Annotated in this window: 17 protein-coding genes, 1 pseudogene and 2 riboswitches; of the genes and pseudogenes, 7 read left to right on the top strand and 11 right to left on the bottom strand. The window is 73.7% G+C overall.

Annotation, left to right across the window (positions count from 1 at the left end):
- Positions 1-2: 2 nt before the first annotated feature.
- Positions 3-3,659: a cobaltochelatase subunit CobN gene (gene cobN, locus O1G21_RS08135; protein WP_270142059.1), complete on the bottom strand. Its 3,657-nt coding sequence runs from the start codon at positions 3,657-3,659 to the stop codon at positions 3-5.
- Between the two features lie 157 nt (positions 3,660-3,816).
- Positions 3,817-3,902, bottom strand: a riboswitch (cobalamin riboswitch).
- Positions 3,903-4,163: 261 nt separating this feature from the next.
- On the opposite strand from cobN, the gene O1G21_RS08130 reads away from it, so the two are divergent.
- The 3 genes from O1G21_RS08130 to O1G21_RS08120 are packed head-to-tail and all read left to right on the top strand — an operon-like array spanning position 4,164 to position 7,626.
- Positions 4,164-5,489: a hypothetical protein gene (locus O1G21_RS08130; protein ID WP_270142057.1), complete on the top strand. Its 1,326-nt coding sequence runs from the start codon at positions 4,164-4,166 to the stop codon at positions 5,487-5,489.
- A complete protein-coding gene (locus O1G21_RS08125; RefSeq protein WP_270142055.1) occupies positions 5,486-6,112 on the top strand; it encodes a precorrin-8X methylmutase in 627 nt (208 codons plus the stop codon). Before O1G21_RS08130 ends, O1G21_RS08125 begins: the two co-directional genes overlap by 4 nt.
- Positions 6,109-7,626, top strand: coding sequence for a precorrin-2 C(20)-methyltransferase (locus tag O1G21_RS08120; RefSeq protein ID WP_270142053.1), 1,518 nt, complete (start codon positions 6,109-6,111; stop codon positions 7,624-7,626). Before O1G21_RS08125 ends, O1G21_RS08120 begins: the two co-directional genes overlap by 4 nt.
- A gap of 180 nt (positions 7,627-7,806) precedes the next feature.
- Here the strand turns inward: O1G21_RS08120 and O1G21_RS08115 are convergent, their stop codons facing one another.
- The gene (locus tag O1G21_RS08115) at positions 7,807-9,546 is read right to left on the bottom strand and encodes a TIGR03767 family metallophosphoesterase (protein WP_270142051.1); all 1,740 of its coding nucleotides are present in this window, start codon (positions 9,544-9,546) and stop codon (positions 7,807-7,809) included.
- Positions 9,547-9,867: 321 nt separating this feature from the next.
- Between O1G21_RS08115 and O1G21_RS08110 the strand changes: the two genes are divergently transcribed.
- Positions 9,868-11,070: a cobalt-precorrin-5B (C(1))-methyltransferase gene (locus O1G21_RS08110; protein ID WP_270142049.1), complete on the top strand. Its 1,203-nt coding sequence runs from the start codon at positions 9,868-9,870 to the stop codon at positions 11,068-11,070.
- A 188-nt stretch (positions 11,071-11,258) separates the two neighbouring features.
- Positions 11,259-12,788: a UDP-N-acetylglucosamine 1-carboxyvinyltransferase gene (locus tag O1G21_RS08105; protein WP_270142048.1), complete on the top strand. Its 1,530-nt coding sequence runs from the start codon at positions 11,259-11,261 to the stop codon at positions 12,786-12,788.
- 25 nt (positions 12,789-12,813) lie between these two features.
- Here O1G21_RS08105 and O1G21_RS08100 read toward each other — a convergent pair.
- From O1G21_RS08100 to O1G21_RS08075, 6 genes and pseudogenes are all read right to left on the bottom strand, one after another.
- Positions 12,814-13,026, bottom strand: a pseudogene (locus O1G21_RS08100) (protein-tyrosine phosphatase family protein); the annotation flags it as partial.
- Between the two features lie 14 nt (positions 13,027-13,040).
- On the bottom strand, positions 13,041-13,544 hold the full coding sequence (locus O1G21_RS08095) for a DinB family protein (protein WP_270142047.1): 504 nt from the start codon (positions 13,542-13,544) through the stop codon (positions 13,041-13,043).
- A gap of 133 nt (positions 13,545-13,677) precedes the next feature.
- Positions 13,678-14,430, bottom strand: a complete 753-nt coding sequence (locus O1G21_RS08090) for a cobalt-precorrin-6A reductase (protein WP_270142046.1) — start codon at positions 14,428-14,430, stop codon at positions 13,678-13,680.
- Complete coding sequence (cobM, locus tag O1G21_RS08085) at positions 14,427-15,188, bottom strand: precorrin-4 C(11)-methyltransferase (protein WP_270142044.1); 762 nt, start codon at positions 15,186-15,188, stop codon at positions 14,427-14,429. Before cobM ends, O1G21_RS08090 begins: the two co-directional genes overlap by 4 nt.
- Positions 15,185-16,423: a precorrin-6y C5,15-methyltransferase (decarboxylating) subunit CbiE gene (cbiE, locus tag O1G21_RS08080; protein ID WP_270142042.1), complete on the bottom strand. Its 1,239-nt coding sequence runs from the start codon at positions 16,421-16,423 to the stop codon at positions 15,185-15,187. Before cbiE ends, cobM begins: the two co-directional genes overlap by 4 nt.
- 105 nt (positions 16,424-16,528) lie before the next feature.
- Positions 16,529-16,972 (bottom strand): gamma-glutamylcyclotransferase family protein, encoded by a 444-nt coding sequence (locus tag O1G21_RS08075; protein WP_270142040.1) that lies wholly within the window; start codon positions 16,970-16,972, stop codon positions 16,529-16,531.
- A gap of 132 nt (positions 16,973-17,104) precedes the next feature.
- Between O1G21_RS08075 and O1G21_RS08070 the strand changes: the two genes are divergently transcribed.
- Entirely contained in the window at positions 17,105-18,127 is a 1,023-nt protein-coding gene (locus O1G21_RS08070; protein ID WP_333493432.1) for an EamA family transporter, read from the top strand.
- On the opposite strand, the gene O1G21_RS08065 is transcribed toward O1G21_RS08070, so the two are convergent.
- A complete protein-coding gene (locus tag O1G21_RS08065; protein ID WP_270142036.1) occupies positions 18,072-18,686 on the bottom strand; it encodes a dihydrofolate reductase family protein in 615 nt (204 codons plus the stop codon). The genes O1G21_RS08070 and O1G21_RS08065 overlap by 56 nt on opposite strands.
- A gap of 146 nt (positions 18,687-18,832) precedes the next feature.
- On the opposite strand from O1G21_RS08065, the gene O1G21_RS08060 reads away from it, so the two are divergent.
- The gene (locus O1G21_RS08060) at positions 18,833-19,408 is read left to right on the top strand and encodes a TetR/AcrR family transcriptional regulator (RefSeq protein WP_270142034.1); all 576 of its coding nucleotides are present in this window, start codon (positions 18,833-18,835) and stop codon (positions 19,406-19,408) included.
- Between the two features lie 76 nt (positions 19,409-19,484).
- On the opposite strand, the gene O1G21_RS08055 is transcribed toward O1G21_RS08060, so the two are convergent.
- Both O1G21_RS08055 and O1G21_RS08050 read right to left on the bottom strand, forming a co-directional pair.
- Positions 19,485-20,108 carry an EF-hand domain-containing protein gene (locus O1G21_RS08055; protein WP_270142032.1) on the bottom strand — a complete coding sequence of 208 codons (624 nt, stop codon included), beginning with the start codon at positions 20,106-20,108 and terminating at the stop codon, positions 19,485-19,487.
- 88 nt (positions 20,109-20,196) lie between these two features.
- Positions 20,197-20,598, bottom strand: coding sequence for a cytidine deaminase family protein (locus O1G21_RS08050; protein ID WP_405000791.1), 402 nt, complete (start codon positions 20,596-20,598; stop codon positions 20,197-20,199).
- A gap of 189 nt (positions 20,599-20,787) precedes the next feature.
- A riboswitch (ZMP/ZTP riboswitch) is annotated at positions 20,788-20,883 on the top strand.
- Positions 20,884-20,887: the final 4 nt, after the last annotated feature.

The raw sequence follows: 20,887 nt of genomic DNA, 5'->3' as shown, positions 1-20,887 counted from the left end.
CGTCAGCCCTCGTCGCCCTCCAGGTCGCCCTCGGTCTCCAGGAACGCCGCCTGCAGCTGCTCGATCAGCTCCGGGTCCGGCTGCTCCCACAGCCCGCGGCTCGCCGCCTCCAGCAGGCGCTCGCTGATCCCGTGCAGCGCCCACGGGTTGGCGCCCGCCAGGAACTCGCGGTTGACCGGGTCGAGGACGTACTCCTGGGTCAGCTTCTCGTACATCCAGTCCGCGACCACGCCGGTCGTGGCGTCGTAGCCGAACAGGTAGTCGACCGTCGCGGCCATCTCGAAGGCCCCCTTGTAGCCGTGGCGGCGCATCGCCTCGATCCAGCGCGGGTTGACCACCCGGGCGCGGAAGACGCGGGCGGCCTCCTCGGTCAGGGTGCGGGTGCGGACCGTCTCCGGGCGGGTCGAGTCGCCGATGTAGGCGGTCGGGGCCTTGCCGGTGAGGGCGCGCACGGTGGCCACCATGCCGCCGTGGTACTGGAAGTAGTCGTCCGAGTCGGCGATGTCGTGCTCGCGGGTGTCGGTGTTCTTCGCGGCGACGGTGATCCGCTTGTACGCGGTCTCCATCTCCTCGCGCGCCGGGCGCCCGTCCAGCCCCCGGCCGTACGCGTAGCCGCCCCAGACGGTGTACACCTCGGCGAGGTCGGCGTCGGTGCGCCAGTCCCGGCTGTCGATCAGCTGGAGCAGGCCGGCGCCGTACGTGCCCGGGCGGGAGCCGAAGACGCGGACGGTGGCCTTGCGCTCGTCGCCGTGCACCGCGAGGTCGGCCTGCACGTGCGCCCGGACGAAGTTGTCCGAGGCGGCCTCCTCCTGGGCGGCGGCCAGGCGCACCGCGTCGTCCAGCAGGGCGACGACGTGCGGGAAGGCGTCCCGGAAGAAACCGGAGATGCGCAGCGTGACGTCGATGCGCGGGCGGCCGAGCTCCTCGAGCGGGATCGGCTCCAGGCCGGTGACCCGGCGCGAGGCGTCGTCCCAGACCGGGCGGACGCCGAGCAGGGCGAAGGCCTCGGCGATGTCGTCACCCGCGGTGCGCATCGCGCTGGTGCCCCAGAGCGAGAGCCCGACCGAGGGCGGGTAGGCCCCGTCGTTGTCGGCCCGGTAGCGGTCGACCAGCGAGGCGGCGAGCGCCTGGCCGGTCTCCCAGGCGAGCTTGCTGGGGACGGCCTTCGGGTCGACGGAGTAGAAGTTGCGGCCGGTCGGCAGCACGTTGACCAGGCCGCGCAGCGGGGAGCCGGACGGACCGGCCGGGACGAAGCCGCCCCGGAGCGCGTGCAGCACGGCGTCCAGCTCGTCGGTGGTGGCGGCCAGGCGCGGCACCACCTGGGTGGCGGCGAAGGCGAGCACCTCGCGGACGGCCTCCGGGAACCCCGCGGCGACCTTCTCCACCGCCTCGGGCGCCCAGTCCGCCGCCTCCATCGCCTCCACCAGCGCACGGGCCTGGGCCTCGGCCGCGTCGGTGGCACCGAGGGTGAGCGCCGCCTCGTCCAGGCCGAGCGCCTCGCGCAGGCCGGGGAGGGCGTTGACGCCGCCCCAGATCTGCCGGGCGCGCAGGATGGCGAGCACGATGTTGACCCGGTCGGTGCCGACCGGGGCCTGGCCGAGGACGTGCAGACCGTCGCGGATCTGGGCGTCCTTGACCTCGCACAGCCAGCCGTCGACGTGCAGCAGGAAGTCGTCGAAGCCGTCGTCCTCGGGGCGCTCTTCCAGGCCGAGGTCGTGGTCCAGCTTGGCGGCCTGGATCAGGGTCCAGATCTGGGCGCGGATCGCGGGCAGCTTGGCCGGGTCCATCGCGGCGATGTTGGAGTGCTCGTCGAGCAGTTGCTCCAAGCGCGCGATGTCGCCGTAGGAGTCGGCGCGGGCCATCGGCGGGACGAGGTGGTCGACGAGCGTGGCGTGGGCGCGGCGCTTGGCCTGGGTGCCCTCGCCCGGGTCGTTGACCAGGAAGGGGTAGATCAGCGGGAGATCGCCGAGGACGGCGTCCGGGCCGCACTCGGCGGACAGCGCGGCGGTCTTGCCGGGCAGCCACTCCAGGTTGCCGTGCTTGCCGAGGTGGATGACGGCGTGGGCGCCGAACCCGCCGTCCTCCTGGGCGGCCGCGATCCAGCGGTAGGCGGCCAGGTAGTGGTGGCTCGGCGGCAGGTCGGGGTCGTGGTAGATGGCGACCGGGTTCTCGCCGAAGCCGCGCGGCGGCTGGATGAGCACCAGCAGGTTCCCGGAGCGGATCGCGGCGAGCACGATGTCGCCGTCCGGGTTCTGCGAGCGGTCGACGTACAGCTCGCCGGGGGCCGGGCCCCAGTGCTGCTCGACCTGGTCGCGCAGGCCCTGGGGGAGCGTGGCGTACCAGCGGCGGTAGTCGGCGGCGGGGATGCGGACCGGGTTGCGGGCCAGCTGGTCCTCGGTGAGCCAGTCCTGGTCGTAGCCGCCGGCGGCGATCAGGGCGTGGATGATCGCGTCGCCCTCGTGGGCTGTGACTCGCCCGCTCGCGGCGGCGTCGTCCAGGCCCGGCAGGTCGGTCCCGAGGTCCATGCCCTCCTCGCGCAGCCGGTGCAGCAGCCGGACGGCGCTGGCCGGGGTGTCCAGGCCGACGGCGTTGCCGACCCGGGCGTGCTTGGTCGGGTAGGCGGACAGCACCAGCGCGAGGCGGCGCTCGGCGGCCGGGACGTGGCGCAGCCGGGCGTGGCGGACGGCGGTGCCGGCGACGCGGGCGGCGCGCTCCGGGTCGGCGGCGTAGACCGTCAGGCCGTCCTCGTCCAGCTCCTTGAAGGAGAACGGGACGGTGATCAGCCGGCCGTCGAACTCCGGCACCGCGACCTGGGTGGCGGTGTCCAGCGGGGACAGGCCGTCGTCGCTGGCCTCCCACTGGGCGCGCGACCAGGTGAGGCAGAGCGCCTGCAGGATCGGGCGGTCGAGGGCGGCCAGCGCGCCGGCGTCCCAGGCCTCCTCGTCCCCGCCGGCCTGGGCGTCGGCCGGGCGGGTGCCGCCGGCGGCGAGCACGGTGGTGACGATGGCGTCGGCCGCGCCCAGTTCGGCCAGCAGCTCGGGTTCGGCGCCGCGCAGTGAGGCGCAGTAGTAGGCCCGGGCCCGGGCGCCCTGGTCCTCGATGGCCCGGCAGAGCGTCTCCACGAAGGCGGTGTTGCCGCTCATGTGGTGGGCCCGGTAGTAGAGCACGGCGATCGTGGGGACGTCAGCGCCGCGGGTGTCGTCTCCGCGGTTGCCATCGCTGCGGGCTTCGCGCTCCAGCGGGCCCCAGGCGGGGGCGGAGGCGGGCGGGGCGAAGCCGTGGCCGGTCAGCAGCACGGTGTCGGAGAGGAAGGCGCCAAGCTCGGCCAGGTTGGCCGCCCCGCCGTGGGCGAGGTAGGCGTGCGCCTCGGCGGCGATGCCGGCCGGGACGGTGGACAGCTCCATCAACTGGGCGTCGGGGGCCTGCTCACCGGTCAGCACCACCACCGGGCGGGGGCCGGCCAGCAGTGCGTCCAGGCCCTCCTGCCAGGCGCGGCGTCCGCCGAGCAGACGGACCACGACCAGCTCGGTGCCCTCCAGCAGCGCGGGCAGGTCCTCGGGGGTCAGCCGGGCCGGGTTGCCGAGCCGGTACGGGACCGGGCCCGTCGAGGCGCGGGCGCTGAGCAGGTCGGTGTCGGACGTCGACAGCAGCAGGATCATGCGAAGGCCCTCCCGGCCTCGTCGGTGGCCAGGATGGCCGCAGTGGTGGCCGGGGCGGCCGCGGTGGTGGCCGGGGGAACGGGCGCGGGCGTGCGACAGCGGTGGTGCATTTCTGCCTTCCTCGGGGTCCGCGCCCCGGGCCGGTGGAGGACGGCGGGAGTTCCTGGCTCCCGCGGCCGACCGGCTTCCCGGTGAGCCGCGGTCACAGTGGCGGGACCGCACCGGGCTTGCACCGGTTTCCTCCCCTGCGCCGTCGCTGGCGTGCGGGCGGCCCGCTGGGACCGCCCGCGAGCATCGTACGGGGTGCGACTGACCTCGGGGAGAGCCGCCTTCACCTCGCCCGGCGCACGGACGGGTCGTCGCCCGGCACGCGAGCGGGCCGTCGCCCTGCGCACGGACGGGCGCAGGGTGCCCCTGGGGGCGCGGCGTGGGGTGCCCGGTGTGCTGCTGGGTGTGATGCAGCGGACGGAGGCAACCGATCGGATCATCTGTATGCTCGCCGCCATGCCACCGACACCCGACGCCACCGCGCCGGGCGCCGCCGTGCCCGACCGGGGGCGTGCGGACGCCTGCCCAGGGGCGCTTCGCCTGCACACCGCCGACGACGGCGGACTCGCCCGGGTCCGGTTGCCCGGCGGTCTGCTGACGGAACGTCAGGCGCTGGCCCTGGCCGAGGCGGCCGAGGCCCTGGGCGACGGGGAGTTGGAGACCACCTCGCGCGGAAACGTCCAACTCCGCGGCCTGGCCCCGGACTGCGGGGCGGAACTCGCCGAGCGGCTGCGCGCCGTCGGGCTGCTGCCCTCGGACACCCACGAGCGGGTGCGCAACATCGTCGCCTCGCCGCTGGCCGGGCTGGACGACCTCGGAAGCGCCGACGTGCAGGCCTGGGTACGGGAACTGGACGCGCGGCTGTGCGCGAGCGACTGGGCGGCCGGACTCTCCGGCAAGTTCCTGTTCGCGCTGGACGACGGGCGGGGCGACGTCGCCGCGCTCGACGCTGATGTGACATTGATCGCAGCTTCGGGCGGCGGGGCTTCGGACGGCAGGGCTTCGGCGGGCGGGACTTCGCTGGGTGCGACCTCGGCCGGCCCCGCGCTGCTGCGCCTCGGGCGGGCCACCCACGGACACCCGGTCGAGGCCGGGCAGGAGGTGACGGCCGTGCTGGACGCGGCCCACGCCTTCCTGGACGCGCTGCGCGGCAGTGGCCGCAAGGCCTGGCACCTGCGCGAGGTGCCCGACCTGCTGCCGGCGGGCTCCGTACCGCTGCCCACCGCCGTCTCGTCCGCCGCCGTCTCGTCCGCCGGCGCCGCCCCCGTCGGCGCGTTGCGCGGTGGGCTCTCGGTGGGCATGCGCTTCGGGCGGGCGAGCGCCGCGCAGTGGCGCGCGCTGGTCGCCGCCTCGGCCGGTGAACTGCGGCTGACCCCCTGGCGCGGCGCGGTGCTGCCCGGAGCCCCGGCCGACCGGCTGCCCGCGCTGGCGGCGGCCGGGTTCCGGATCGAGCCCGGCTCGGCCTGGGAGCGGGCCACCGCCTGCACCGGGCTGCCGGGCTGCGCCAAGTCCCTGGCCGACGTAAGGGCCGACGCGGCCCGGGCGTTGGAGAAGGAGACGGCGGCAGCAGCGGGGGCGAGGAGCGGCGGACTGCCCGTCCACTGGTCCGGCTGTGAACGGCGCTGCGGCCATCCGGCCGGGCGGTGGGTGGACGTGCTCGCCACGGGGCACGGCTACCGGGTGACGGTGAACGGGCCCACCACGACCGCGGGCGTTCCCGTGGACGTGAGGAACGAGGAGACGGCCGAGGCGGTCGCCGAGGCCAGGAGGACCACGAATTGATCGAGTACGAGAAGGACGGCGCGTCCATCTACCGCCAGTCCTTTGCCACCATCCGTGCGGAGGCCGATCTGGCCGCCCTCCCGGCGGACGTCTCCCAGGTCGCGGTGCGGATGATCCACGCCTGCGGGATGACCGACCTGGTCGAGGACCTGGTGTACTCGCCCGGCGTGGTCGCCTCGGCGCGCGCGGCGCTGCACGCCGGTGCGCCCATCCTCTGCGACGTCAACATGGTCGCGAGCGGAGTCACCCGCAAGCGGCTGCCCGCCGACAACGAGGTGATCTGCACCCTCACCGACCCGTCGGTGCCGGAACTCGCCCGCAAGATGGGCAACACCCGCAGCGCGGCGGCCATGGAGCTGTGGCTGCCCCGGCTGGAGGGCGCGGTGGTCGCCGTCGGCAACGCGCCGACCTCGCTGTTCCGGCTGCTGGAGATGATCGAGGCGGGCGCGCCGCGGCCGGCCGCGGTGATCGGCGTCCCGGTGGGCTTCATCGGTGCCGCCGAGTCCAAGCAGGCCCTGGCCGAACACCCCTCCGGCCTGGAGCACTTGGTGGTGCGTGGCCGGCGCGGTGGCAGCGCGATCGCCGCCGCCGCCATCAACGCGATTGCGAGCGAGGAAGAGTGACGGCGCCTCAGACCACGCCCGGTCGACTGTACGGCGTCGGGCTCGGCCCGGGCGACCCGTCGCTGGTGACCGTCCGCGCCGCCGAACTCATCGGCAAGGCCGACGTGGTGGCGTACCACAGCGCCCGGCACGGCCGGTCCATCGCGCGCTCGATCGCCGAACGCTACCTGACCGGTGGTCAGATCGAGGAGAAGCTGGTCTACCCGCTCACCGTCGAGACCACCGACCACCCCGGCGGCTACCGGGGCGCGCTGGACGAGTTCTACGAGGAGGCCGCCGCCCGGCTGGCCGCCCATCTGGACGCCGGTCGCGACGTCGTCGTCCTCGCCGAGGGCGACCCGCTGTTCTACGGCTCGTACCAGCACATGCACAAGCGGCTCGCGCACCGCTACCCGACCGAGGTGGTGCCCGGCGTGACCTCGGTCAGCGCGGCGGCGGCCCGGCTCGGACAGCCGCTGACCGAGGCCGAGGAGACGCTCACCGTCATCCCGGGCACCCTGCCCGAGGAGGAGCTGACCGCGCGGATCGCCTCCGCCGACTCCGCCGTGATCATGAAGCTCGGGCGCACCTTCCCGGCCGTCCGGCGGGCGCTGGAGCGGGCGGGGCGACTGGACGACGCCCAGTACGTCGAGCGCGCCTTCATGGACGGGGAGCGCATCGCGCCGCTCGCCGAGGTCGACGGGGAGAGCGTGCCGTACTTCTCGGTCGCGGTGCTGCCGAGCAAGGTCGCGCCGCTGGAGCCGACCGTACGGCTCGCGGACGGCGTGGGCAGCGTGACCGTGGTCGGCACCGGGCCGGCCGGACCGCTCTGGCTCACCCCCGAGGCGCGCGGCGCACTGGCCGAGGCCACCGACCTGGTCGGCTACACCACCTACCTGGACCGGGTGCCGGAGCGGCCGGGGCAGCGGCGGCACGGCTCGGACAACAAGGTGGAGTCGGAGCGCGCCGAGTTCGCCCTGGACCTCGCCCGGCGCGGGCACCGGGTCTGCGTGGTCTCCTCGGGCGACCCGGGCGTCTTCGCGATGGCCACCGCCGTGCTGGAGGTCGCCTGCGAGCCGGACTACCGGGACGTGCCGGTGCGGATCGTCCCCGGGATGACCGCCGCCCACGCGGCCGCCTCCCGGGCCGGGGCCCCGCTGGGGCACGACTACGCGGTGGTGTCCCTGTCGGACCGGCTCAAGCCCTGGGACGTGGTGGCGAAGCGGCTGCGCGCCGCCGCCGAGGCGGACCTCGTGCTGGCGCTGTACAACCCGGGCTCGAAGTCCCGCACCATCCAGGTCGGCCTCGCCCGGGAGCTGCTGCTGGAGTACCGCGCGCCGGAGACCCCGGTGGTGATGGCCCGCGACGTCGGCGGGCCGACCGAGCGGATCCGGATCGTCCGGCTGGGCGAGCTGGACCCGGCGCTGGTCGACATGCGGACCATCCTGCTGATCGGCTCCTCGCAGACCCAGGCGGTCGAGCGGGGCGGCGGCGTGGAGGTCGTCTGGACGCCCCGGCGGTACCCGGAGGCGTGACGGCGACGGCGTGACGGCGGACGAATGACAGATGACAGCTGACAGATTTCATCATCTGTTAGCTGTCATCTGTCTTCCGTCTTCCGTCTTCTGTTCGCCGTCCGCCGTCCGCCCTCCGCGCGGTCCGCCGTTCTCCGCTATCCGTCGGCGATCACGCCCGCGCGGCCCGCTCCGACCGCGTCATCGGGTCGGCTTGGTGATCAGCAGCTCGGTGTTGTGGTCCTCCCCGGCGCCCAGCAGGGCGGAGACCCTCCCGTTCGGGTCGTTGTACGACAGCTCGCGGTACAGCGCCGCCAGGTTGGCGTCCGAGGTGCTGCCGAAGTCCGTCGTGTACGGCGCGGAGGACTCGATCAGCGTGGTGAACAGCGACAGCGTGCCGTCCCCGTTGTCCGCGATCTCGATGATGCGGCCGTGCTGCGGGTAGTCGATGTGCGAGGCGGTGTTGATCTCCCAGAACGCCCGCTCCGGCACCGCGTGCCCGTGCGCCGTGATCTTGTTCATGTGGGTGTGCCCGTTCACCCAGGCGACCACGTTCGGGTAACGCTGCAGCAGCGCGACCAGCTCGTTGCCGTCGTGCCGCTTCTCGAAGATGTTGCGCGGGTCCGGCAGCAGGTTGCCCATCGAGCCGCTGGTGTGGTGGCTGAAGACGAGGATCACGTCGTCGGTGCTGCCACCCGTGACCCGGTTCCCGTTGGTGTCGTACCAGTGCCCGCTGTGATCCTTCAACTGCTGCTCCAGCCAGCGCAGTTGCGCGGTGCCGAGCGAACCGTCGGCGAACCCGGCCTGGTTGGTGGTGTCCAGGCTGATGCCGACCACCTTCTCCGAGATCCGGAAGGTGTAGTAGAGCTTGCCGCTGCCCACCATGTCCGAGGTGAAGCCGTGCCCGAACGGACCGGCGCCGGTGACGGCCGGGTTGAGGTGGGCCTTGGCGAACTCCTTGAGGGTGAACGGGTGCCGGCGCTCGTCCGGGGTCACCCGGCGCACCGCCTCGCCGTTCGCGAGCAGCTTGGCGAGCAGCAGTACGGCGCCCGCCGGGTCGCGGCGCAGCGAGTCCATCAGCTGGGCGGCGGTCGCGTCGTCGCAGCCCTCCAGCTTGAGCCCGCCCGTGTAGAGGTCGTTCAGCAGCCCGAAGTCCGGCAGCGAGCCCTCGATGCTGTCGTCGTGGTTGCCGACCGTGGTGTACCAGGGGGTCTTCAGGCCCGGCGCGTCGAAGGGCCGGCCGGCCGCGGACAGGAAGCCGGGTATCTGCGGGAAGCCCTTCGCCTTGTAGACGTCGGCGTAGGCGACCTCGGGGTTCCAGAAGCCCGAGTTGCCGGAGTTCTGCACGCCCTCGTAGCGGGTCGGGTCGCCGGTGCTCTGGGCCATCCGCCCACCGCCCATGACGGTGAGGTACCAGTCGAGTTCGGCCAGCTCGTGGTTGTCGGTGTTGTCACCGGTGGCCATCACCATGCTGAACGGCATCCCGGTGTAGGGACCGCCGTCGAGCGAGTTGACCCGTTCCACGAGCGCCGAGACGCCCCGGGCGTTCAGGGCCTCCTGCGGCCGGTAGGCGCTGTCGTTGTACTTGGCCAGGAACTCGAAGCGCACCGGGGATTCGGTGTCCACCAGGTGCAGGTCGCTGAACTGGACGAAGCTGGCCAGCCCGGTGCGGCGGTCGTCCCGCCCGGCGCCCGGCGCCGCGAGCTCCCCGCGCACCACCAGCGGCCACCCCGGCCCCGCCGTGAGCCGCTTGTAGGAACCGGTGCCGGACGGCGTGGCCACCTGCTCCAAGGTCGTCCCGGCGGTGTTGACCGCCCGCGCGGCCGTGGTCGCCAGCGCCCGGTCCCGCGTCGCGGCCGAGGCGAGCTGCGCGCCGCCCAAGGACAGGGCCGACCAGGCGGCGGCCACCGACGTACCGGTGATGAACGTACGTCGTTTCATGCCTGCCACAAAAACCCCCACATGCTGACGGCCCGGCCGGGAAGTAACGTCCCGCCCACCGGACCTGAGTGTCATGAACCCGCTTCTGGCGGACCGCCAGATTACCCATGGGTAGTCGCCGGGCGTTAGGCCCGGGCGGAGAACTCTTCGGGAACGCGGGCCCACCGTCGAGCACCCCGGCCCGCCCACGGCGGAGTCGGCCGACCCCCGGTCGGGGCGCAGCCGGACGGATGGGGGAAAATCGGCGGCGACGGCCGGTGCGGCCGCCGACGGGACGAGGGGCGGTGCGCGCCGCCCCGGCAGTGCGGAAGCGAGGCGCAGGTGGCCGCAGCGGGTGCCGAGGCGGGAGGCCGGGCCGGCCAGCTGAAGAGCAGCGGGCTGCGACACGGCTGGACGACGGGCGCCTGCGCCACTGCCGCCACCAAGGCCGCGTACACCGCGCTGCTCACCGGCGAGTTCCCGGATCCGGTCACCATCACCCTCCCCAAGGGCCAGCAGCCCGCCTTCGCCCTCGCCGCGGAGCAGCTGACCGTGGCCGAGCCGCCGGCCACGAGCGCCGAGCAGCCGAATGCGGCCGAGCAGCCGACCCCCTCCGGCGAGGAACGGGTCAGCGCCATGGCCGGGGTGGTCAAGGACGCCGGCGACGACCCCGACGTGACCCACGGCGCCCTGGTCCGCGCGACCGTACGGCCCGGCGAACCCGGCGCCGGGGTGGTGTTCCGGGCCGGCCCCGGCGTCGGGACGGTCACCAAGGAGGGCCTGCCGCTGGCGGTCGGCGAGCCCGCGATCAACCCGGTGCCCCGGCAGATGATCCGCGAGGTCGTGGCCGAGGTGGCGGCGGCGCACGGTGGCAGCGGGGACGTGGTGGTCGAGGTCTCCGTCGACCACGGCGAGGAGATCGCCCGCTCGACCTGGAACCCCCGCCTCGGCATCCTCGGCGGCCTGTCCATCCTCGGCACCACCGGGATCGTCGTCCCCTACTCCTGCTCGGCCTGGATCGATTCCATCCGCCGCGGGGTGGACGTGGCCCGGGCGGCCGGGCGCACCCACGTGGCGGGCTGCACCGGTTCGACCTCGGAGAAGGTCGCGGTCGCGGTGCACGGGCTGCCCGAGGACGCGCTGCTCGACATGGGCGACTTCGCCGGGGCCGTCCTCAAGTACCTCAAGCGCCACCCGGTGCCGCGGCTGACCATCGCGGGCGGCTTCGCCAAGCTCTCCAAGCTCGCCTACGGCCACCTCGACCTGCACTCGGCGCGCTCCCAGGTGGACAAGGGGTACCTGGCCGAACTGGCCCGGCGCGGCGGGGCGGACGAGGAGCTGGTCGCGGCGGTGGCGGCGGCCAACACCGGGCTGGAGGCGGTGCAACTCTGCCGGACGGCCGAGGTGCCGCTCGGTGACCTGGTCGCCGAGGCGGCCCGGGCGACGGCGCTCGGCGTGCTGCTCGGTTCGCCCGTCGCGGTGGACGTCATCTGCATCGACCGCGCGGGCACCATCGTCGGCCGGGCGGAACCGCTCGGCTCCTGACGTCAAAACGGAACCGTTCGCCCGCTGAGCGCGTCGAGTCGGGTGTGCGCCCTGCTCAGCGAAACCTCAACACTTTCGCGTGGTGATGTGAAGATCTGACATTCATGCGGCGTAGGAAACGGACAAAAGTGGCATCACGCTCGCCCTTGATTCCGTCGTCATCTCAACCATGAGATATGGTCTGCCGAGTGACAGGCGACTACCTCACCCGTATCGGCACTCTCATCCGTACCGCGCGCCAGCACCGCGGCTGGTCCCAGGCGCAGCTCGGAGAGGCACTCGGCACCAGCCAGAGCGCGGTCAACCGCATCGAACAGGGCAAGCAGAACGTCAGCCTTGAGATGATCGCCCGCATCGGCGAAGCCCTCAACAGCGAGATCGTCTCCCTCGGCTACTCCGGCCCGATGCACCTGCGCGTCACCGGCGGCACCCGGCTCTCCGGCGCCATCGACGTCCGCAGCAGCAAGAACGCCTGCGTCGCGATCCTGTGCGCCTCGCTGCTGACCACCGGCCGCACCACGATCCGCAGCGTCGCCCGGATCGAGGAGGTCTACCGCATCCTCGAGGTGCTCACCAGCATCGGCGTCAAGAGCCGCTGGCTGAACGACGGCCGCGACCTCGAACTCACCCCGCCCGCCGAGCTCGACCTCGCCGCGATGGACGTCGAGGCCGCCCGCCGCACCCGCAGCGTGCTGATGTTCCTCGGCCCGCTGATGCACCGCGCCCAGCGCTTCGCCATCCCGTACGCGGGCGGCTGCGACCTCGGCACCCGCACCGTCCAGCCGCACCTGACCGCGCTGCGCCGCTTCGGCCTGGAGGTCGCCACCACCGGCGGCGCCTACCACGCCTCGGTCGAGCCGGGCACCCCGCTGGACCGCCCCATCGTGCTGACCGAGCGCGGGGACACCGTCACCGAGAACGCCCTGCTGGCCGCCGCGCGGCACGACGGCGTCAGCGTCATCCGCAACGCCTCGCCCAACTACATGGTCCAGGACCTCTGCTTCTTCCTGGAGAAGCTGGGCGTCCGGATCGAGGGCATCGGCACCACCACCCTCACCGTCCACGGCGTCCCGCAGATCACCTGCGACGTCGACTACACCCCGGCCGAGGACCCGGTGGAGGCGATGAGCCTGCTCGCCGCCGCCGTGGTCACCTCCTCCGAGCTGACCATCCGCCGGGTGCCGATCGAGTTCCTGGAGATCGAGCTCGCGGTGCTGGAGGGCATGGGCCTCGACTACGACCGGACCCCCGAGTACCGGGCCCACAACGGCCAGACCCGCCTGGTCGACCTCACCGTGCGCCCCTCCAAGCTGACCGCGCCGATCGACACCATCCACCCGATGCCGTTCCCCGGCATCAACATAGACAACGTGCCGTTCTTCGCCGCCATCGCCGCGGCCGCCCACGGCACCACGATGATCCACGACTGGGTCTACGACAACCGCGCGATCTACCTCACCGAGCTGACCCGGCTCGGCGCGGACGTCAAGCTGCTCGACCCGCACCGGGTGCTGGTTCAGGGCCCGACCCGCTGGCGCGCCGCCGAAATGATGTGCCCGCCCGCGCTGCGCCCCGCCGTGGTCATCCTGCTCGCGATGCTCGCCGCCCAGGGCACCTCCGTGCTGCGCAACGTCTACGTCATCAACCGCGGTTACGAGGACCTCGCCGAGCGCCTCAACTCGATCGGCGCCCAGATCGAGACCTTCCGCGACATCTGACGGAGGATCACCGCGCTGACCGGCCTCACCCGTTGAGGCCGGTCAGCAACACTGCCACGTCCAACCCGGTGTTCAGGTAGTCCATGAACACCGGGTTGTTCAGCGCCCAGGGCGAACGCCGCTCCCGCACCAGCCGGACCGCCTCGTCCGTGCCGTACCCGAGCTCGACCAGCGCCTGCGCCACCACCAGGCCCGAGCGGTTGTAGCCCGACCGGCAGCGCACCAGCACCCGCCGGCCCCGGCGTCGCTGCGCTACTCGCCGGTGCTGCCGTCGAGGTGCTCGCGCAGGAGGTCGGCGTGGCCGTTGTGGCGGGCGTACTCCTCGATCATGTGGGTGAGGATCCAGCGCAGCGAGAAGACCTCCTCGCCGTAGTGGCCCAGGACGTCCAACGACGGTGCGGCGGCGACGAGTTCCCGCGCGTGGTCGCACTCGCGGCGCCAGACGGCGAAGGCCTCCTCCGGGTCGGCGGTCTCGACGTCGAACTCGGCGAAGGTGCCGTCGGGGTGCTTCCAGAAACCGTGCCGGGATTCATCGTTGAGGACGTTGCGGAACCAGCTGCGCTCCACCTCGGCGAGGTGGCGGACCAGTCCGAGCAGGGAGAGCCCGGAGGGTTCCAGTACGCGGGTGCGGAGCTGTTCGGCGGTCAGGCCGGCGCACTTCATCGCCAGGGTGTCGCGCTGGTAGTCCAGGAAGCTTGCCAGGGTGGCCCGTTCGTCGGCGGTGCGCAGGGTGGCGGTGCGCTGGTCATCGGTCATCGAACCATCCTGACAGTCCGGCCACCTCGACCGCCCGACAGATTCCACCCACCGGACACGCGCCTGAGCACGCGCCCGGACACGCGCCTGAGCACGCGCCCGGACACGGGCCTGAGCACGCGCCCCGGACGACTCAGACCGTTCGCTCCAGCCAGCGCACCGCGCCCGCCACGTCCGCCGCGACCGGTACGCCCTCCGGCACCGGCGGGCGCTCCACCACGACCACCGGCAGGCCGAGTTCGCGGGCCGCGGTGAGCTTGGGCGCGGTCGCGGCGCCCCCGCTGTCCTTGGTGACGACCACGTCGATCCGGTGGTCGCGCAGCAGCGCCCGCTCGCCGTCGAGGGTGAACGGGCCGCGGTCCAGCAGGACTTCGAGCGAGGGTGGCAGCGGCGGCTCGGGCGGGTCCACCGAGCGGGCGAGGAAGTGCAGCCCGTCCAGGTGGGCGAAGGCGCCGATGCCCTGCCGGCCGGAGCTGAGGAGGACCCGCCGTCCGAGGCCGGGCAGCAGCTCGGCGGCCGCCGCGAGCGAGGGCACGAGGTGCCAGCGGTCCCCGGGGACGGGCGCGAAGCCGGGGCGGCGCAGCACCAGCAGCGGCACACCGGTGGCGGCGGCCGCGAGGGCGGCGTTGCGGGACATCCCGGCGGCGAACGGGTGGGTGGCGTCCACCACGGCCGCCACCCCTTCGGCGCGCAGCCAGGCGGCCAGCCCGTCCGGGCCGCCGAAGCCGCCGATCCGCACCTCCCCGGCGGGCAGCCGGGGTTGGGCGACGCGTCCGGCCAGCGAGCTGGTGACCCGCAGGGACGGACGGCCGTCCAGCGCGGCGGCCAGCGCCCGCCCCTCCGTCGTCCCGCCGAGGATCAGGACGTGCGCCGCGGCCCCGCTCATGCGCCGCAGGGCTCGTGCGGGCGCTCGCGGTCCGCCGAGTAGAGGTGGCTGTCGCGGAACTGCTCGGCGGCGAGCGTGCGGCCGACGATGATGACGGCGGTGCGCACCACACCCGCCTCCTTGACCTGCCCTGCGATGTCGGCGAGCGTGCCGCGCAGCACCAGCTCGTCCGGGCGGCTGGCCATCGCCACCACCGCGGCGGGGCAGTCCGCGCCGTAGTGCGGGAGCAACTGCTCGACCACGTCGTCCACGTAGCCGGCGGCCAGGTGCAACACCAGCAGGGCGCCGCTGCGGCCGAGGGTGGCGAGGTCCTCGCCCTCGGGCATCGGGGTGGCGCGCTTGGCGATCCGGGTCAGGATGACGGTCTGGCCGACGGTCGGCACCGTCAACTCCCGCTTCAGCGCGGCCGCGGCGGCGGCGAAGGCGGGCACGCCGGGGACGACCTCGTACGGAACGGCGGCCGCGTCCAGGCGGCGCATCTGCTCGGCGACGGCGGAGAAGACGGACGGGTCGCCGGAGTGCAGCCGGGCCACGTCCTGGCCCGCCCGGTGTGCGGCGACCAGTTCGGCGGTGATCTGGTCCAGGTTGAGCTGCGCGGTGTCGATCAGCCGGGCGCCGGGCGGGCACTCGTCCAGCAGCTCGCGCGGGACGAGGCTGCCGGCGTAGAGGCAGACCTCGGCGCGGGCCAGGATTCGCTGGCCGCGCAGGGTGATCAGGTCGGCGGCGCCCGGGCCGGCTCCGATGAAGTAGACGGTCACGAGGCGTCCTCCTGGGGGGTGTTGGGCTTGACGGCGGACCACTGGGTGACCGGCATGGCCTGCCGCCACCCGGTGAAGCCGCCGACCGGGACGGCGTGGGCGACGGCCAGTTTGACCAACTCCCCGCCGTGGCGCCGGTACCACTCGGTGAGCAGCGCCTCGGACTCCAGCGTCACGGTGTTGGCGACCAGCCGGCCGCCGGGGCGCAGGGCGGCCCAGCAACTGTCCAACAGGCCGGGAGCGGTGAGGCCGCCGCCGATGAACACGGCGTCGGGGGTGGGGAGTTCGGCGAGTGCGGCGGGGGCCGGGCCGGTCACCACCCGGAGTCGGGGCACGCCGAGCGCGGCGGCGTTGTGGCTGATCCGCTCGGCTCGGACCGGATCGCGCTCGATGCTGACGGCCTGGCAGTCCCGGTGGGCGCGCAGCCACTCGATGGCGATCGAGCCGGAACCGCCGCCGACGTCCCAGAGCAGTTCGCCGGGGGACGGGGCGAGGGTGGCCAGGGTGGCGGCGCGGACGTGCCGCTTGGTGAGCTGGCCGTCGCTCTCGTACGCGGTGTCGGGCAGGCCGGGGACGAGCGAGCCGCGCGGGCCGTCGCCGAGTTCGATCGCGATCAGGTTCAGCGGGTCGCCGGGCGGGTGCGGCCAGTCGGCGGCGGGGCCGTCGAGCTGTCGCTCGGCGGGGGAGCCGAGCTGTTCGAGCACGCGCAGGCGGGCGGTGCCGAAGCCGCGCTCGGCGAGCAGCGCGGCGACGGCGGCCGGGGTGCCGGCGTCGGCGCTGAGCACCAGCAGGCGGCGCCCGGGGTGGAGGGCGAGCGCGAGGGCGTCCAGCGGTCGACCGACCAGGCTGACCACCTCGGTGGCCTCCAGCGGCCAGCCGAGCCGGGCACAGGCGTAGGAGACCGAGGACGGGTGCGGCAGGACGCGCAGCCGTTCGGCACCGACGGTGTCGGCGAGGGTGCGGCCGATGCCGAAGAACATCGGGTCGCCGCTGGCCAGGACGGCGAGGCGGCGGCCGGCGTGGTCGGCGAGCAACCCGGGGACGGCCGGGCGCAGCGGGGACGGCCAGGCGACGCGCTCGGCGGTGACCTCCTCGTGGGGGAGCAGCTCCAGCTGCCGGGTGCCGCCGATCACCACCTCGGCGGACCGCAGCGCGGCACGGGAGTCGGCGGCGAGACCGGGCCAGCCGTCGGCCCCGATCCCGACGACGGTGATCGGAGGTGGCAGCTCGGGCACCGGGTGGCTCCTCGTCGTTCGTTCCTGCTGGCCGGGGCAGCCTACCTGGCGGTATGTCGGCCGGACCCGCCCGCCCTCACAGGTCCGGGCCGGACCCGCCCGCCCTCACCTTTCCGTCCAGTCTCCCGAGGCGATCAGCGCCGGCCGTGCCCGCAGCCGCGCCTCGGCGGCCGGCCCGGCGAGGTACACCCAGGCCTCGCGCCGCTCGCCCGCCGCCGTCCGCACCGCCAACCGCCGCCGCACGTACAGCCCCGTCCCGTCCGCCCGGCAGCCCTCCAGCCGGTCCAGGTCCGCGAGCGCCCCGGCGTACGCGCCCGGGCGCACGGTGACCAGCTCGCCCACGACCCGGCGCCCGGGCGTCGCGTCCGCCACCGCGAACGGGTACCCCGGTCCCTCGTGCAGCGCGGCGCCGTCCAGCACTGCCGGCCGGATCCCGCTGCAGCGCCCGGCCAGGTGGACGGCGTGGTTGCGGCCGCCGCTGCGCAGGGTGCCGTACACGAAGAACGGCAGGGGAGGCTCGACCGGTGAGGCCTGCTCGGACGCGGACACGGGTTCGACCTCCTCGCTGGGGAGCGCCCACGGTACGTTCCGCTGACCGATTGGTGATACCCACTGGCGCGGCGGGCCGCGGATGCGCTGTCATGGCGGATGTTCAGCCAGCACCGTCCTAGGGGGACACCCATGACATCACCCGCCTCCCCACAACCGGCGACGACCCCCGACAGCACCCCCACCGGCAGCACCCCGACCGCCCCCGTGACCGTTCCCGCCACCGCCCGCCTCTCCGGCGCGGTCTGGCTCGCCCTCGCGGTGGTCTACGTGGTCTGGGGCTCGACCTACCTCGCGATCCGGATCGCGGTCGAGACGATGCCCTCCTTCTTCTCCGCCGCCGCCCGCTTCCTCACCGCCGGCCTGCTGCTGCTCGGCTACCTGCTGGTCCGCCAGGGCCCGGCCGGCCTGCGGGTGAGCGGCCGCCAGCTGGCCTCCGCCGCCCTGGTCGGGGTGCTGCTGCTGACCGGCGGCAACGGCCTGGTGGTGCTCGGCGAGACCTCCGTTCCGTCCGGACTGGCCGCCCTGCTGGTGGCCGCCGTCCCGCTGTGGATGGTCGTGCTGACGGCCTTCGGCGGCGGCGAGCGCCCGAAGCGCGCCGAGCTCGCCGGGGTGCTGCTGGGCCTGGTCGGTCTCGGTGTGCTGTCCGCCCCCGCGATCGGCGGGTCCGTCGAGCCGCTCGGTGTGGTCCTGATCATCTGCGCGACGCTGGCCTGGGCGGCCGGCTCGTTCGCGAGCAAGAAGATCCCGATGCCGGGCAACGTGCTCGCCGCGAGCGCCTACCAGATGCTGGCGGGCGGCCTGTGCAACGTGCTGATCGGGCTGGCCCGCGGTGAGCAGCACGGGCTGGACCTCGGCGCCGTCTCCGGCCGGTCCTGGCTGGCCCTCGGCTACCTGGTGCTGTTCGGTTCGCTGCTCGCCTTCACCGCGTACGCCTGGCTGTTGCAGTCGGCCCCGCTGACCCTGGTCGCCACCTACGCGTACGTGAACCCGGTGGTCGCGGTGCTGCTGGGCTGGCTGATCCTGGCCGAGCCGCTGACCGGTCCGACGCTGGTGGGCGGGTCGATCGTGGTGGTCGGCGTCTGCCTGGTGGTGAGCGTCAGCCGGCGGCCGGGGAGTCGGTCGAAGCCGAAGGCGACGTCCGCGCGTAGGTGAGGACGACGTTCCCCCGCTCGAAGATCCGGCTGTCGGTGAGCGTGAAGGCGCGCGGCTCGAAGCCGGCGCGGAACAGCGGGATGCCCGACCCGACCACCACCGGGTACTGCTTGACGATCAGTTCGTCGATCTCGGGCAGCAGCTGACCGGCCAGGTCGGCGCCCCCGCAGAGCCAGATGCCGAGCCCGTCCTCCTGCTTGAGTCGGCGGACGACGCTCAGCGGGTCCTCGGTGGTGACCTCCACCGCCGGGTCCGGGCTGGTCTCCAGGGAGCGGGAGAAGACGATCTGCCGCAGGTGGGCGTACGGGCTGGTGAGTCCGACGGCCAGCCCGGCGTCGTAGCTGCCGCGGCCCTGGAGCACGGTGTCGAACCGCTTGTTGGGGGCGTCCGCGATGCCGACCGCCGCGCGGCCGGGGGTGGCGACGGTCTCCGGGTACTCGGTGAAGATCGTCGGGGTGTAGTCCTCGGTGAGGAACGGGGCGTAGAAGTCGTAGCCGCCGTCCGGCGCGGCGATGAAGCCGTCGATGGTGGCGCCGACGAAGTAGCTGAGCTTGCGCATACGCGTCCTTGAGGTCGAGGTGTGCGCGGGCCGGTTCGGCCCGTCGCGGTAACCACGACAGTTATAGTACTTCGTCTGTAGTGGTTGCAAGGGGATTCGATCGACACCCCGCGTACCCGCCGGACGGAACAGGAGAGAATCGCCCCATGGCCCAGAACCCCGCCCGCCGCACCGCCCTCGCCGACGCCGCCATCGAGGTCCTCGCCCGCGAGGGCGCCCGCGGCCTCACCTTCCGCGCGGTCGACGGGCGGGCCGGCGTCCCCACCGGGACGGCCTCCAACTACTTCGCCAGCCGGGACCACCTGCTCCACCAGGCCGCCCGGCGCATCCACGAGCGGCTCACCCCGGACGCGGCGATCCTCGCCGAGCTGCTGCGCGCCCCCCGCGACCGCGCGCTGGTCACGGCCCTGATGCACGACGTGTTCCGCCGCATCACCGCCGACCGGGCCGGCTACCTCGCGATGCTCGAACTGCGCCTGGAGGCCACCCGCCGCCCGGAGCTGCGGGCCCAGCTCACCGGCACCATCCGGGACGACCTGGAGGCCAACATCGCCTACCACCTGGGCGAGGGCTTTCCCGGCGACCGCGAGACCGTCCTCGTCCTCTACCTCGCCATGACCGGTCTCATCCTCGAACACCTCACCCTGCCCGAGGTGTTGGGCGTCGACGGCCTCGCCGCCCTGATCGAGACCGTCGTGGAGCGGATCGTCCCGGCCGCCTGACCGACGCGCGGAGCGCGCGCAGGCCTCCACCGGCCCGAAGCGGGTCGGCGGAGGCCTGCGGGTCAAGATCTGCTGGTCAGAGCGCGTACGGCGCCTTCCCCGTCCACCAGTTCCCCGGCGCCGCCGGGTCGCGGCTGGTCCAGTACTCGATGATCGCGCTGGTGAACTCGGCCGCCGACAGCGTCCCGTCCCCGTCCAGGTCGAGGCGGCGGAAGGCCTCATCGGCGTCGTCGCGGCAGAGCCCGGCGAAGTGGCCGCGCTGGAACACGAAGAACTCGCCGGCGTCCACCGTTCCGCTGCGGTCGGCGTCGGCGACGGCGAGGAAGGCCTCGGCCAGGGCGCCGAGGATCTCCCGGGCGGCCTGCGGGTCGTCGGCGAGCGCGCCGGTCGAGGCGACGAACTGCTCGCGGGTGATCGCCTCCGTCCCGGCGGGCTTTCCGGCGAGATGGAGGTCGTGCCAGACCGTCAGGTAGGCGCGGACGATCACGGCCTCCGCCTCCGAGCCCTCCTGGTGGCCGAGCGAGCGGGCCACCGAGTGGCTCATCAGCACGTGGTCCCGCTCGGTGAGCAGTCCGTCCCCGTCGGCGTCGAGGTGGTCGAAACCGTGATTGATCTTCGCGATGAGCAGGTCGTCCGACAATGTGCCCCCTCCGGTGGCGATCTCACGGCTCCTGGGCCGCGGCACGTTGAGCGACGTCACGTCGTCAGCACGCTAACGCCTGGGGCCGCGCTCGCGCAGCCGAACGAAGGGCGAACGGCGGCGCGCGGCGGCGCCCGGCCGCCCCCGCTCAGTCCACCTGGTGGTCGGCCCAGACGTACGCCTCCGGCAGCAGCTCCAGCACCGGCAGGGTGCGCAGCTCCGCGCCCTGCCCGACGATGACCCCGAGCTCCGGGAAGTACTCGAGCAGCACCTGACGGCAGCGTCCGCACGGCGGTATCACCCCGCGTTCGCGGTCGCCCACCGCCACCACCGTGGTGAGGTCGTACGCCCCCTGGCCCGCCGCCGCCCCGATCAGCACCAGCTCCGCGCACGGACCGCCGGTGAAGTGGTAGGCGTTCAGGGCCGTGATGATCCGCCCGTCGGCGTTGCGCCCGGCCGCCGCGACGGTGTGGTTGTCGCCCCGGGCGTACCGCCGGGCCACCTCCCGCGCCGCTTCGACGAGCTCCTGGTCGACGCCCCCGTGATCCATGCCGGACATGAGTGCTGGTCCTCCCTGACGAAAGCCGGAACGCCTCGAGCATGACCGCCCCGCCCGTGATCGCGCCAACGCATATCGCCTCCACATCGCCGATCCCTTTCGCCCCGGGACGAGGACCCCTCAGCGCGCCGCCGCCGGCAGCTCCCGGGCCGCCACGGTCTCCGCGGTGTTGGTACGATCCCGGTGGACCGCGACTGGCGCGTGCGGATGGAATCGACCATCGGGAAGCGGTCCCGTGAATCCTCACGTCCGTTGCCGAGCGCCTGGGCCGTCCGCATCC

Source organism: Kitasatospora cathayae (assembly GCF_027627435.1).
GTDB lineage: Bacteria > Actinomycetota > Actinomycetes > Streptomycetales > Streptomycetaceae > Kitasatospora > Kitasatospora cathayae.
This window is presented reverse-complemented; position numbering and strand designations above follow the sequence as displayed.

Coding starts and splice junctions, on each gene's coding strand:
- O1G21_RS08050 (WP_405000791.1), bottom strand. CDS start 20,598: ATGGATCACGGGGGCGTCGACCAGGAGCTCGTCGAAGCGGCGCGGGAG.
- O1G21_RS08060 (WP_270142034.1), top strand. CDS start 18,833: ATGGCCCAGAACCCCGCCCGCCGCACCGCCCTCGCCGACGCCGCCATC.
- O1G21_RS08095 (WP_270142047.1), bottom strand. CDS start 13,544: ATGACCGATGACCAGCGCACCGCCACCCTGCGCACCGCCGACGAACGG.
- O1G21_RS08070 (WP_333493432.1), top strand. CDS start 17,105: ATGACATCACCCGCCTCCCCACAACCGGCGACGACCCCCGACAGCACC.
- O1G21_RS08130 (WP_270142057.1), top strand. CDS start 4,164: ATGCCACCGACACCCGACGCCACCGCGCCGGGCGCCGCCGTGCCCGAC.
- O1G21_RS08115 (WP_270142051.1), bottom strand. CDS start 9,546: ATGAAACGACGTACGTTCATCACCGGTACGTCGGTGGCCGCCGCCTGG.
- cobN (WP_270142059.1), bottom strand. CDS start 3,659: ATGATCCTGCTGCTGTCGACGTCCGACACCGACCTGCTCAGCGCCCGC.
- O1G21_RS08065 (WP_270142036.1), bottom strand. CDS start 18,686: ATGCGCAAGCTCAGCTACTTCGTCGGCGCCACCATCGACGGCTTCATC.
- O1G21_RS08090 (WP_270142046.1), bottom strand. CDS start 14,430: ATGAGCGGGGCCGCGGCGCACGTCCTGATCCTCGGCGGGACGACGGAG.